Raw genomic sequence first — 13,117 nt, 5'->3', positions numbered from 1 at the left:
GTTGAGAAAAACTGCTTAAGCCTTGGTCGATTGGGGAAGCTCCGCGACCAGTCGGAGCGAAACGGACAGCTCGTCGAGCTGGAAGTGCGGGCGCAGGAAGGACACCGCGCGGAACACGCCGGGACGGCCCGGTACTTCCGACACCTGCACGCTGGCTTCGCGCAGCGGGAACTGGGCCTTCTGGTCCTGGCTCGCGTTGTCGTCGAGTAGCACGTACTGGGTCAGCCAGCGGTTCAGGTAATCCTCGACGTTCGAGGCGGCGGCGAAGCTGCCGATCTTGTCGCGCATCATGGCCTTCATGTAGTGGGCGATGCGCGAGACCGCGAAGATGTACTGCAGCTGCGAGGACAGCACCGCATTCGCATTCGCCGCCTCGTTGTTGTACTTCTTGGCCTTCTGCGCCGACTGCGCGCCGAAGAAGGCCGCGTACGAGGTATTCTTGCAGTGGACCAGCGAGATGAAGCCCAGATCCGACAGCTCCTTTTCGCGGCGGTCGGTGATGGCCAGCTCGGTCGGGCACTTGAGCGCGACTTCGCCTTCGTCGGTCTTGAAGGTGTGGGCTGGCAGGTTCTCCACCAGGCCGCCGCCTTCGACGCCGCGGATCGCCGCGCACCAGCCGTAGTCCTCGAACGCCTTGGCCAGCTTCGAGGCAAACGCATAGGCGGCGTTACACCACAGGTATTTCTGGTGATCGCTCCCATCCACGTCTTCCACGAAATTGAAGCCCTCGGTGGCCGTGCCGTCGAGCGGGTTGTAAGGCAGGCGCCCCAGGAAGCGTGGCAGGGTCAGGCCGACGTAGCGTGCGTCTTCCGATTCGCGGAAGGCCTTCCACTTGGCGTATTCGACGGTGTCGAACACCTTGGCCAGGTCGCGCGGTTTACCCAGGTCGCCGAAGCTGTCGACGCCGAACAGTTCCGGCGAGCTTGACGTGATGAAGGGCGCATGGCTGGCGGCGGCCACGTGCGACATCTGCTCGAGGAAGTAGATGTCTTCGGGCTGGCGCGAGATCTCGAAGTCGCCGATCAGGGTGCCGTAAGGGGCGCCGCCGAAGGTGCCGAATTCTTCTTCATAGACCTTCTTGAACATCGTGCTCTGGTCGAACTCCATGGCCGACTGGAAGTCCTTGACCAGCTCGCGCTTGCTGGCGTTGAGCATGCGCACCTGCAGGTTGGCGCCGGTGGCGCTGTTCCTGACCAGGTAATTCAGGCCGGTCCAGCTGCGCTCGAGCTTCTGGAATTCAGGCGCGTGCATCACGCTGGACAGCTGCTCCGAAATCATGCGGTCGAGCTCCGCCAGGCGCGCATCGATCATGGCCGACAGGTTGTTCGACATGACCATCGTGCCCTGCATGACCTGGGTCACCAGCTCCGAAATAATGTCGCGCGCGCGTACGTGCTCGCTGCTGGATTTGGCCACCCGGCTCTGCTCGACGATCTGGTCGAGCAGCGAAGTTTCCAGCTCCACCACCTGGGCCGGCGCCGCCCGGCCGTTCGCGCTATCGAGGACTGCCGCCATCTCATGCCTCCTTGTCTTCGGTAGCCTGCTTGCGCAGGCCGTCGAGTTTCTCGGTATTGCCCAGCACTTCGCTGAGGATGTCCTCGAGCTTGTCGTTCCCGGCCAGCTTGTTGCGCAGGTCGGCCAGCTTGGTGCGGGCTTCCAGCAGGCCGCTCAGGGGTTTCACCTGGCGCACCACCGACTCGGGGCGGAAATCGTCCATCGACTTGAACTGCAGCTCGACCCCGAACTGGCCGCCCTCCGGCGACAGGTGGTTCTCCACCTTGAAGCTGGCCACCGGGGCCACGGCGCCGAGCACCTCGTCGAAATTGCCGGCGTCGACGTTGACGAACTTGCGGTCCTTCAGGCGCCTCTTCTCGGCGCCAGGGTCGTTGCCGAAGTCGCCCACCACGCCGACGACGAAGGGCAGTTCCTTGTTCTCGGTGCCGTCGCCGATCTCGACGTCGTACGTCATCTGCACGCGCGGCGCGCGCACCTTCTGCAAGCGTTTCTGGACGCTTTCATTCTTGGCCATGTCGACTCCAGGTTGCGGGGGATGGTGATGGGCCGGCGGCGCCGGCCGCGGGATTATTTGAGACCGCTGAAGGGGTCCTTGTCGTTGCTGCTGCTATTGGTATTGCTGTTGCTGGCGGCCCTGGTTGGGACTACTGCCGGGTCGCGTGGCGCGCGCACACGCACCGGGGTGGTCTTGGCCGCATCGCCCTTCTTGAACAGCTCGTGCTCGCCGAGACTGGTGCGCAGCAGCTTGGCCAGGTCCTGCGCCTCGCTCTTCACGTCGCCATTCAGGTTGTTCTTGCGGGTCAGGTCGGCCAGCGCCTTGCTGGCCACGCGCAGCCCGCTGACGGCGACGATGCTGTGCGCGACCGCATCGTCCGGGTCGCGTTCCAGCGCCTCGTGCGCATTGGTGATCGCCTCGCCATACACGCCGGCGTTGAAGCGGATCTGCGCCATCTTCACCCAAGGCCGCTTGTCGACCGGGTGGGCGTCCCCGGCGGCCTTGAGCATCGCATAGGCTTTCTCTTCCTGTTTGGCCGCGATGGCCTTGTCGGCCTCGGTAAAGACTTGTTCCCCGGCAGCGGGATTGGACCGGCTGCTTGCGACTTGCGGGCCGCTGGCGCACCCGGCCAGGGCGACGACTCCCACGATCAACGGCATCAAGCGTTTCAACATCATGCTGGCTCTCCACGACAGTTAAACCAGCCATCATTATTCTCATCGCCGTCTTTGCGAAATTGCGCCCTGTCAATCAATGCCGAGTTCGCTTCAAAGCGCTGCACCATGCCTTGAGCTTGCGCGCGATCACGGCAATCCTGCGCCAGTCCGGTTCAATCCCAGCTTGACCTCGCAAATTTTGAGTAAAGGAAATGGCGATGAGAACAGGTACTCTGTTGACGGCGCTGGTTTCAAGCGCGCTGCTGGCCGGCTGCGGCAGCAACGGGCTGGCCAACGCGGCGCTCGAGGCCACCGGCTTGCGCAAGGCGCCCGAACTGCCAGACGCGCAAAAGCCCCCACGCACGGTCGCCCTGCGCCTGCATGCGTCGAACAAGCTCAACGTGGACAAGAACGGCCAGCCGCTGGCCTTGAGCGTGCGCCTGTACAAGCTGCGCCACAAGGAGGCCTTCGAGCAGGCGCCCTATGCCGCCTTCATGAGTCCGCAGGGCGAGCGGGAGAGCCTGGGCGGCGACCTGGTCGAGGTGCGCGAGATCATGCTGATGCCGGGCCAGCGCTACGAGGTGCTGGAAAAGGTCAGCCGCGAAGCCGGCCACCTGGCCGTGGTCGCCCTGTTCCAGCGCCCGGCCGAGCGGCGCTGGCGCGCCAGCTTCCCAGCCGCCGAGCTTGAGCGCGACGGCTTGACAGTCGGCCTGCACGCCTGCGCCATGACCGTGGGCGGCAGCTCCCTGTCGTCGACGCTTTCGTCTGTGCGCTGTCAATGAAGCGCTTGTTGTTTCCGCCAATCTAGGAATTTCAGGACGAAACCTGGGCACGGAAGGCGAGGTCGATGTGAGCATGCCGGCGAAACTACTCTGGGGTGAAGGACTCTTCCTGCGGCCCCAGCATTTCCAGCAGCAGGACCGCTACCACGAGGCGCGCCTGAACCAGACCGCCTGCGCGCTCCATCCCTATGCCTGGGGCGTGCGCAAGCTGACAATCGACCATGACGCCCTGCGCCACGACGTGCTGCGGGTGGAGGAATTGTCGATCCTGTTCCCCGACGGCGAGGTCTACCGCGCACCCAGCGGCGACCCCCTACCCCTGCAGGTGCGGCTCGGCGAGCTGCCGGCCGGGCTGCAGGCGGTCACCTTCCACGCCGCCCTGCCCTCGCTCAAGGCCTATGGCGAAAACTGCGCCCTGGATGGCCAGGGCGAACTGCAGCCGGATGCGCGCTTTTCCAGCATCGACCGCGAGACCCAGGACCTGTACACGGGCGCGGCCGAGGCGCCGATTACCTACCTGCGCAAATGCCTGAAGCTGGTGGCCGACAACGGGCCACTCGAAGCCTACGACAGCTTCCCCCTGGTACGGCTGCGGCGCACGTCCCTAGGGGGCTTCGAGGCCGATCCGTCCTTCGTGCCACCGAGCCTGTCGATTGACGCAGCGCCCGGCCTGCACCTGAACCTGGCGCGGCTGATGGAAAAGCTGCTGGCCAAGGTCAATGCCCTGTACGGCCACCTGCGCGAGCCGAGCAAGAACGTGATCGAGATCCGCGGCGGCGACGTCTCGGCCTTCTGGCTGCTGCATACGGCCAGCACAGGCTATGCGTCGCTGTCGCACTACCTGGGCCACCGCGACCTGCACCCGGAGCGCCTGTTCGGCGAGCTGCTCTCGCTGGCCGGCGGCCTGATGACCTATTCGCGCAGCTACCGGCTGGAGGACCTGCCCGCCTACGTGCACGCCGATCCGGGCCCGCAGTTCGCCAAGCTCGATGGCATCATCCGCGACCTGCTGGACACCGTGATTTCGTCGCGCTATTTCACGATCGTCCTGAACCGCGAGCGGCCCTCCTACTACCTGGGTGCACTGGACTCGGGACGCATCAACCTGCAGACCACGCTCTACCTGGCGGTGGCGGCCGACATGCCGGCGCTGCAGCTGGTGGACGTGGTGCCCCTGCAGTTCAAGGTGGGCGCGCCGGAAGACGTCGACAAGTTCGTCCTGTCGGCCCTTCCCGGCGTGAAGCTGGTGCATGCGCCGCAGGTGCCCGCGGCGGTGCCGGTGCGGCCCGATACCTATTACTTCATCCTGGAGAACCGTGGCATGCTGTATGAAACGATGCTCAAAGCGCAGGCGATCTCGGTCTTCGTCCCGAACGGGATCCGCGACCTGCGCCTGGAACTGATCGCGGTGGCGGCATGAACGCATTCGTCGAACGGCGCGTCGCGCCCCAACCCGGCCAACAGCAGGCGCGCCCGCCCCAGCGCCTGTCCGACATCATGTACGAGGGTTTTTACGCCCTGTTCCTGCTCAAGAACGGCTGCAGTCCGCAGGACAAGGTGGCCTTCGCCGACAACATGACGGCCTTCCTGGGCGACGTCGACCGCAATGCCAAGGCGCTCGGCATCTCGGCCGAAGACGTCACCGCCGCCAAGTACGCGTTCTGCTCGGCCGTGGACGAGATCATCCTGCGCTCGACCTTCGACGTGCGTGAAGCCTGGGAAACCCGTCCGCTGCAGCTGCGCGTGTTCGGCGACCAGCTCGCGGGCGAGCACTTCTTCCACCGCCTGGAAGACCTGCGCGCCAAGGGCCAGGTGCACGTGGAGGCGCTGGAAGTCTTCCATATGTGCCTGCTGCTGGGCTTCCAGGGCCGCTACGCGCTGGACGGGCGCGACAAGCTCGATTACCTGGTGGCGCGGCTGGGCGACGAAATCGCCCGCATGCGCGGCCGCACCCGCGGCTTCGCGCCGCACGCCGAGCGGCCGGACCAGGTGGTGAACCGGCTGCAGAGCGACTTGTCGCTGTGGGTGCTGGGGGCGGTGTTCATGGTGGCGGGGCTGGGAGCCTACCTGGGCTTTCGGACCGCGCTATCGAACGAGACCGGGATGGCGATGGCGCAGTACAACGATCTGGTGAAGCTGCCGCCGAAGGCGGCGCATGTGACGATAACTTTGCCTTGATGTGCTCAGGATCCCGTTACGCGACGAACTTGGACGGGCCAATGCCAGTGGCATTGGCCCGCTCAATTCAACTAAACGCTACTGGATCACCTTGAACTCGATCCGCCGGTTGCGCGCCTTGCCGTCCGCCGTCCGGTTATCCGACACCGGCCTGTCCGGCCCCTCGCCCGACACCGCGATCGACGCCGCCGCAATCCCCTTCCCGACGATATAGGTCTTGACGGCCTCGGCGCGCGCCTGGCTGAGCGACAGGTTGCCGGCGCGCGAGCCGGCGTTGTCGGTGTGGCCGATCACCTCGACCTTGACGCCCTTGAGTTTTTGCATCGCGGTGCTCATCTGGTCCAGCACCGTCATCCCCGCCTCGGTCAGCGTCGCCTTGCCCGATTCGAACTCGATGATCCGGTCGGCCAGCGCCGCGTCGAGCACGCGTTGCTGCGACTCGGCCACGCGCAGGCCGTTGCTGACGGTATAGGTCGGGTTCAGGCTGGCCGCGATATCGGTGGCGATCTGCCGGCGCTGCTCTTCGTTGGCGACGTCGCCACGCAGGTTGACGCTGTTGCCCTCGACCTTGAGCTGGCCGCGGCTGACCAGCTTCAGGTTGGGGTTGATCAGCTTGGCCACGTACTCGCCCCAGGCGGCCGGCGTGGCTACGGTGCCCACCGAGAGCTGGTCCACCACCCGCGAAGCGCCGTAGACGATGCGCAAACGCTCGAGCAGCGCTGCCTTGGTCGGCTCGTCGGCCACGGTGCCGCTGACCACGATCGGAGGCTCCTGGGCCCGGGCAGCGCCGGCGGCCAGCAAGGACGCGAGAAGGATGGCGGTGGGTTTGACGGGTAATCTCACGGCGCGGCTCCAATGAAGGTCTTCATGAACATGTCGCGCGCCAGCCCTAGCGGCAGGTCGGACTGCGCCAGGTAGCTGGCCAGCGAGCGTACATCGGTGTCGATATACAGCTGCTCGTCGATCCAGCCGGTGTCGCTCAGGCGCACCTGCTGCTCGGCGCCGACCAGCGGATCGACCAGCCCGCGCAGTGTCTCGGCCAGCGCGGCGCAGAAACCGATCACCAGCACCGGCCGGCCTTCCTGGCGGGTGACGAAGATCGCCAGGTCGAAGCTGGCGCGGCGCAGGAAGGGCGCCACCAGCTGCAGCCAGAAGGCCGCCACCGGGTAGCGCGCCCCTGCATCGTCCGGCAGCGGCAGCACCAGGCTTTTATGCAGTTCGCTCGGCTGGCTGTGCATCACCGGCTGCAGCAGCAGCCCGAGCGCCAGCAGCATGCGCGCGAACTGGCGCTCCTCCAGCAAGCCGCCGAGCGAGCCGAGCGTGCCGTTGGCCAGCAGGTGCGACAGGGTCGGCTCGGCGTCGCCCAGGGTGATCGCAGCATCGGCAATCGCATGCAGGTGCGGCGCCGGATCGGCATCGCACAGCACCCGCGGGCACATCGTCTCCAGAAAAGACCACAGTGGGCCGAAGGCCAGCGGACAGCGCGTGACGAATCCGGCCGGATCAAGCACCTCGTGGGTACGTGCAGCCAGGAAGGGAAAGCGCCGCCCCGACTGGTCGTGGCTGGCCAGCAGGTGGCCGGCCACGGCATGCCGGCGCGCCGGGCCCACCAGGGCAAAGCTCACCGGCGGCATGGCGTCGTAATTGATGCGCCAGCGCGCGTCCGAAGGCAGCAGCGTCATCACCTGGGCCAGCCAGCGGTCCAGCATGGCGATCGCCGCCGGGTCGTCGGCCAGCTTGACGAAGTCGGCGCGGGCCGGCACTTTCCCGAAATACCCGATCCGTTCCGAAGTGGGGCCGCGCATCACTGGCCCCCAATGGTAGCGGCCAGCGCGGGCTGGTTCGGCGCCAGCTCGGGCGGGCGTCCGACGATGGTGGGGGGCAGGCGCAGGCCGCGAAAGCCCACGCCCTGCTCTCCGCTGCCGCTGGCGCTGGCGCTGCTGACGATCTTCAGGTCTACCGCCACCGACACGTTCTGCGCGCTCCAGCGCAGCTCGAACACGCCGCCGTCCTTGCGCTTCTTCTGGGCGGCGTCGATCATGCGCTTGAGTCCCGACTGTCCCGGTTCGTTGAACAGTTCGACGCTGCGCCCGTCAAACGTGACAGCCGAAATGCGCACCCCCGCCATGCCCTGCGGCCCCGGATGGACCATGTTGGTCCAGCTCGGCGGCGTGTTCTTGTAGCGCAGCTGCTGGCCATCGATGTCGAGCGTGTATTCCAGCGTGCCGGGCGCGGCTTGCGGCAGGATCTGGAAGACGGTCTGCGGGCCGCTGTTGGTGGCCACGCCTTTCGAAGACAGCGGCGCGACCCAGCCCGGGAAGCCGGAGACGGCCTGGGGCGCCAGCGTGATGCCGATGTCGGCCCAGGTGCGGGCGGCCAGTACGTCGCCGCGGCGCACGACCAAGGGGCCCATGGCGGTGTTGACGAATTTCGCAACCTCGCCCTGGGGACCGAAGATCTGCCCGATCTCGTCCGGCGTCGCCTCGACGCTGGCGCCCGCCGCGAACGGGTACTTGCCCGCCAGGGTGCGCTGGAAGGGTTCGACCACCTGCACCTGCCAGGTCTTGTTGATCTCGGCCTCGGAGGGCAGCACGATCATGGCGAAGGTCTGCATCAGCGGGCGCACCAGCAACGGGCGCAGGGCCTGTTTCTGCGAATCGCTCATCCCGGTCAGCATCTGCTCGTCGACATAGCGCAGCGCGTCGGCCAGCTCGGAGCCGCTGCCCTCCAAAGTCTGCTGCATGAACTGCTTGGCGCCGGGACCGGGGTCGCCCTGGTTCTTCAGGGCGTTCAGGCGGGTGCGCAATTTAGAGAGGGCGTCCAGGTAGCCGGTCATCAGGGAAGCGTCCTTCTCCTTGGCGCCGACCAGGCGCGCGACGCCGGCAAACTCGCGGCCGATCGGTCCGGCGCCCTGCTGCTGCCCGAGGAGCGTAGCCGGGTCGATCACGTTGGCGAGCGTGCGTGCGTCCGACGGCGCGCGGCGCAAGATCTTTTCCTTGAACCAGTCGGCAAAACCACGCTCGGTCTTGCTCAAGCCCGCGCCCAGGGCGCCGGGATTGTCCCAGATGGTTTCGTCGTAAATCGTTTTCAGGAGCTTGGCGGTCGGCGAAGTCTGCGGATCGCCGAGCCGGTTCATGGCCTGCACGCTGGCGTCGAAACCCTTCAGGTCGGCAATCGCCACCCCCTGCACGAATTTCAGCCACTCGCGCGCATATTCGGCCTTGTACAGGTCGATCAGCGCCTTCTGGATCTGTTCCGGGCTGCCTTCCAGGGTCAGGTCGTCCTTCGACACGGTTTTCAGCACCCAGTCGGCGCTGGAAGCTTCGCTGTTGGAAGCGTCTTTGATGGCGCCCAGCACGAACTCCTTCCAGGCCTGGCGGGTGAAGGCACCTGAGACCGCATGGCTGCCCGCCACCAGGTTCTGGTCCTGCTCGCCCACGATGCGCGCCACCGTCACCGCCGGATACCGCGTGGCGGCGCGGGTCTTGATATCGTTGTAGACGCGCTCCCTGGCAGGCGTGCCGCGCACTACCCGGCGCAAGTGCTCGCGGATGCTGTCGAGCAGGCTGAGTTTGAGCGTCATCTGCGGCCAGGCCTGGTCGTTGATCTGCGAGAGGTGGAAGGTCAGCAGGCGCTCGGCGCTGCGAATCATCTGCTCGCGCGGCATGCTGCCGCGATTGGCTTCCAGCCAGGTTCGCCAGTAGCGCGTCAGCTGGTCGTTCAGATGCCCCGGCTCGGCGTGGTTCTTGTCGCCCAACATGAGATAGGTCTTGAGGGCGTTGTAGGCGTCGGCCACGCTGGTGGCCGAGACGCTCTGGTAGGGCTGGCCGGCAGCTGGCTGTCCTTCCGGTTGCGCCGGGGCCGGCGCGGTTGTCCGCTGCGCGTCCACCTGCTCCACCGGCGCCAGCTGCCCGGCATTCGCATTCACTTCGGCCAGCATCGCTTCGAGCGAAGCGGTGACCGGCTCCACCATCACCGCGCGCACCCCGGCGAAGTATTCGTCGCGCAGCTTGCGCTCGAGCGCCTCGCCCTGGTACAGGCCGAAGGCCAGCGCCCACGGCTTTTCCTTGCGATATTTGTCGAGCTGCTCGATGCGGTCCTGCAGGATGTCGAGCGCCTCCAGGCGCGACTGCAGATCGATGCGACCGGCCTGCAGCTTGGCGACCTTGGCCAGGTCCTGCTCGACGTTCGCCACCAGCTGGCGGTTGCCCATGTAGGACCAGCTCCAGCCGCCCAGCGCGCAGCCGAGCAGGATGGTTGCCCCGAAAAAGGCCGCCACTTTCCAGCGCGCGCTGGTCGGGTTGGTGTAGCGCTTGACCAGTTCCTTGTCGGCGAAGATCACCTTGCGGAACAGGTCGAGCAGGAAGAAGCCGGATTGCTCGGCCACTTCCGCGCCCTGCTGCTCGCGCAGCGCCAGGTCGAAGCGGCTGGCCACGCGCTTGCTCGACAAATCCTGCACCGTGCCTTCCTGCAGCGCACTGGTGAAGTAGAAGCCCCGGAACACCGGCTTGAACTGGTAGGTATTTTCCTCGAACAGGGTCGAGAGGAAGGCGCGCAGCGGCGTCTTGATGGCCGCGAACTCCAGCGGGAAGGTAAACACGCCGGGCCGCATCCGGGTGCTGCGATTCGCTCCCATGTTGGCCAGGCTCATTTCCTTGAGCCCGTCGTAGAGCTCGTCGAAATGCTCGTCAAAGAAGCCCAGCACGTCCTGGGGCGCGCTGCGGCGGTTGTAGCGCAGCGTGGCGCCCCAGATGCGGTCGCGCTCCAGGCGTTCGGACCCGGCGAAGAAATCCGTGAAGCCGGCCACCAGGTCGGCCTTGGTAAACACCACGTACACCGGCGCATGCACGCCGAGGCGCTCGGTGAGTTCCTGTACGCGGGTGCGCAGGCTCTTGGCCAGTTCGTGCGAGGCGCTGGTGGGCCCGGCCACCAGCTCGGCCACGCTCACCGCGATCAGGATGCCGTTGATCGGCGCCTTGTTGCGGTGTTTTTTCAGCAGGTCGAGGAAGCTGAACCATTCTTCGCGGTCGTCGTCCTGCACCGAATAGCGGCCCGCGGTGTCGAGCAGAATGCCGTCGGTAGTGAAGAACCAGTCGCAGTTGCGGGTGCCGCCCACGCCCTGCAGCGCCTTGTTGCCGGGGATCGGGAAGCTCAGGCCCGAGCGCGCGATGGCGCTGCTTTTGCCGGCTGCCGGATTCCCGATGATCATGTACCAGGGCAGCTCGTAGAGCGCCGCGGCGCCCCTGGTCAAGCCCAGCTTGGACGTCTTGACGGTGGAGATGGCCTCGAGCATGTTGCGGCGCAGGATGGCCACCTCCCCGCCTCCCGGCCCCGCCGCGGCCTTGTCTTCGCCGGGGATGATGGCCTCGCCCAGCCGGGCGGCGGCGCGGCCCCGGATGTGGCGCCGGATGGCCCAGGCGATGCCCCAGCAGGCAAGCAGGGCGAGCCCGGCGATCAGGGCCCATATCAGGTCGATGCCGATCAGGTCGGCGCCGATGAGGAGGCAAGCCGCTAGCGCGGCGATGCCGATCACGACCAGCACACGGCTGTCGGTCAGTAACTGCCAGATTCTTGCCATGGGGGACCAGGAAGGTGGGTTGGAGGAGTGCTCTAAAGGAAATGCTCGCACGGCAGTGCCCGGCAACTTTTGCGACGCCTCAATAGATGCCCGGCCAAGTCCGGCCGGACACCAAGGGCGCCGCTCAGCGCTGCATGACGCCGCGCATGCGCAGTTCGGTGTGGCCAAAATCCATCATTTTCCAGCGCCCGCCCCAGGTCAGGCCGAGCGACTCGGCCACTTCGCCATAGAGCTGGTAGCCGCGCATGGCCCAGGGATCTTTTTCCGAGATCACCAGCTTACCGTCGCGCCAGAATGCGCAGTCGGCGGCCAGGCCGTACTGGTGCCAGCTCTGGAAGGCACGGGCGTTGGTGACGTGGTTGCCGGCATTGGCCAGCTCGTCCTGGCGCGCCGGGCTGCGATAGCCTTCCAGCAGCGCCATCTCGTAGCCGTGCTTTTCCTTCATGATCTTGAAGGCCAGCAGCAGGCGCTGGCTGAAGTCGGGGTGCATCAGGCCCCAGTTGCGGCTGGCGTTCACCAGCAGCGGCCGTACGAGCGTGACTTCGGCGGTGCTGAAGGCCATCGGCGGCAAGGCCACCGGCGGCACCAGGCGCTCGCCCTGCAGCAGGGCCGCGACCTGGGCGTCCGGCATCGCCGTGCCGCCCTCGTAGACCGGCAGCATGGCCGGACTGCTCAGCGCCAGCGCGAGCAGCGAAGGAATCAAGACGGCTGGCACGCCGATGGCGCAGGCGATGCGGTGGCGCCGGACGAAGCGCAGCAGATTGCCGCGGATGTCTCCCGGAATCCCGCCGCGCACGTTGTCGGCATAGCGACTGCCCCTGATCTGCCAGCCGAGCGCACGCTGCGACATGCGCTGCTTCAGCGCGAACAGCCCGCGTGCGAAGACGGCTCGCCCGTTCGGGAACAAGGCAAGCCAGATTGCACCGGATGCGAGACAAAAGTACAGAAGGGCGAGAAAAATCATCATCGCTATCCCCAAGATTGTTTCTAATCAGAATTAGAAGAACCAATCTTAGGAGTAATGCCGTGCGGCCTACAGACGAAAATCAATCCCCGTCCATGCGTCCGAACCTGATGTCGTCCCGCCGCACCTCGGGCGAGGACAGCATCCTGGCGATGCTTGAGCGCGATCCCGCACGCAAGCGCGGCGCGGCTGGCGGCTCGGGTGGGCGTCTCGCATGGTATGGCGCCAGCGCCGCCGTGGCGATTGCCCTGACCGGCACCCTGGTGTGGCTCGCTGCCGGCAACGACGGGACCGCCCTGCCGCACGACCAGCCGGTACTGGCCGGTGCCGCCGCCACGCCGGCCGAGTCCGGCAGCCGCGCCGGTCCGCCTTCTCCCCCCTTGCCCGAGCCGGCGCCCGCATTGCGCCATGTCGCGATGGCCACCACCGCCGCGCCATCCCCGCCGCGTACGGACAAGGCTGCCGTGATCGTCGACCAGGAACCTGCCGATAACGTACCGCCGATGCGCCTGCTCAAGCCGGCCCCGGCGAGGCCAGCCGCGCTGCCGCCGGTGCGGGTGCCGGTACCGGCAGCCCCGGTGCGCCCGACGGCCCGCAGCACGCTACCCGCCGCCAAGCCTGCTCCGCTCGCCGCGAGCGCGTCGCGCCAGGCGCTGCGTCCGGCCGCTTCCCCTGCCCGGCCGCGTCCAACGGTCGTGGCCCGCAACGCCGTGCGCCCGGGCCCGGCCAAAACGCAGAGCGGCGCCACCCCTGCGGCCAAGGGTGCCGACGGGCACGTGGATGCGGACGTCGCCCTGATCTCGGCTGTGATCGTGCATGCCAACGGCCACGCACCCGAGGGCTCGCAGATGACCGAGCTCTTGTGCCCGAACCTTGCCTGTAAAGCAAAACCCGCTACCCAATAGCGTGGCGAAAAGCCACCATCACTGGCGAAAATCCGGGATATTG

Annotated in this window: 11 protein-coding genes; 4 read left to right on the top strand and 7 right to left on the bottom strand. The window is 66.6% G+C overall.

Translation table 11 applies throughout. From position 1 onward, the window contains the following. Positions 1 to 15: 15 nt before the first annotated feature. From tssC to AC56K1_RS10000, 3 genes are read right to left on the bottom strand one after another with little or no spacing between them, the layout of a single operon-like run. Entirely contained in the window at positions 16 to 1,515 is a 1,500-nt protein-coding gene (tssC, locus tag AC56K1_RS10010) for a type VI secretion system contractile sheath large subunit (protein ID WP_497157693.1), read from the bottom strand. A 1-nt stretch (position 1,516) separates the two neighbouring features. After that, positions 1,517 to 2,029, bottom strand: a complete 513-nt coding sequence (tssB, locus tag AC56K1_RS10005) for a type VI secretion system contractile sheath small subunit (protein WP_497157692.1) — start codon at positions 2,027 to 2,029, stop codon at positions 1,517 to 1,519. 53 nt (positions 2,030 to 2,082) lie between these two features. Continuing rightward, positions 2,083 to 2,688, bottom strand: coding sequence for a tetratricopeptide repeat protein (locus AC56K1_RS10000; RefSeq protein ID WP_497157691.1), 606 nt, complete (start codon positions 2,686 to 2,688; stop codon positions 2,083 to 2,085). Between the two features lie 197 nt (positions 2,689 to 2,885). On the opposite strand from AC56K1_RS10000, the gene tssJ reads away from it, so the two are divergent. The 3 genes from tssJ (at position 2,886) to icmH (ending at position 5,627) form a co-directional block, all read left to right on the top strand. Next, positions 2,886 to 3,449 (top strand): type VI secretion system lipoprotein TssJ, encoded by a 564-nt coding sequence (tssJ, locus tag AC56K1_RS09995; RefSeq protein ID WP_497157690.1) that lies wholly within the window; start codon positions 2,886 to 2,888, stop codon positions 3,447 to 3,449. 73 nt (positions 3,450 to 3,522) lie between these two features. Further along, on the top strand, positions 3,523 to 4,869 hold the full coding sequence (gene tssK / locus AC56K1_RS09990; RefSeq protein ID WP_497157689.1) for a type VI secretion system baseplate subunit TssK: 1,347 nt from the start codon (positions 3,523 to 3,525) through the stop codon (positions 4,867 to 4,869). After that, positions 4,866 to 5,627 (top strand): type IVB secretion system protein IcmH/DotU, encoded by a 762-nt coding sequence (gene icmH / locus AC56K1_RS09985; RefSeq protein WP_497157688.1) that lies wholly within the window; start codon positions 4,866 to 4,868, stop codon positions 5,625 to 5,627. The genes tssK and icmH overlap by 4 nt, the downstream gene beginning before the upstream one ends. A gap of 78 nt (positions 5,628 to 5,705) precedes the next feature. Here the strand turns inward: icmH and AC56K1_RS09980 are convergent, their stop codons facing one another. The 4 genes from AC56K1_RS09980 to AC56K1_RS09965 all read right to left on the bottom strand — a co-directional run bounded on the left by AC56K1_RS09980 (position 5,706) and on the right by AC56K1_RS09965 (position 12,172). After that, a complete protein-coding gene (locus tag AC56K1_RS09980; RefSeq protein WP_497157687.1) occupies positions 5,706 to 6,470 on the bottom strand; it encodes an OmpA family protein in 765 nt (254 codons plus the stop codon). Beyond that, complete coding sequence (gene tagF / locus AC56K1_RS09975) at positions 6,467 to 7,432, bottom strand: type VI secretion system-associated protein TagF (RefSeq protein WP_497157686.1); 966 nt, start codon at positions 7,430 to 7,432, stop codon at positions 6,467 to 6,469. The genes AC56K1_RS09980 and tagF overlap by 4 nt, the downstream gene beginning before the upstream one ends. Further along, positions 7,432 to 11,205: a type VI secretion system membrane subunit TssM gene (gene tssM / locus AC56K1_RS09970; protein WP_497157685.1), complete on the bottom strand. Its 3,774-nt coding sequence runs from the start codon at positions 11,203 to 11,205 to the stop codon at positions 7,432 to 7,434. Before tssM ends, tagF begins: the two co-directional genes overlap by 1 nt. A 124-nt stretch (positions 11,206 to 11,329) precedes the next feature. Next, entirely contained in the window at positions 11,330 to 12,172 is an 843-nt protein-coding gene (locus tag AC56K1_RS09965; protein ID WP_497157684.1) for a M15 family metallopeptidase, read from the bottom strand. Positions 12,173 to 12,264: 92 nt separating this feature from the next. Between AC56K1_RS09965 and AC56K1_RS09960 the strand changes: the two genes are divergently transcribed. After that, on the top strand, positions 12,265 to 13,074 hold the full coding sequence (locus tag AC56K1_RS09960) for a hypothetical protein (RefSeq protein ID WP_497157683.1): 810 nt from the start codon (positions 12,265 to 12,267) through the stop codon (positions 13,072 to 13,074). Positions 13,075 to 13,117 lie beyond the last annotated feature (43 nt).

Source organism: Telluria sp. ZB4P37 (assembly GCF_059685855.1).
The sequence above is the reverse complement of the archived record's forward strand: the minus strand, read 5'-3'. Positions and strand labels throughout refer to the sequence as shown.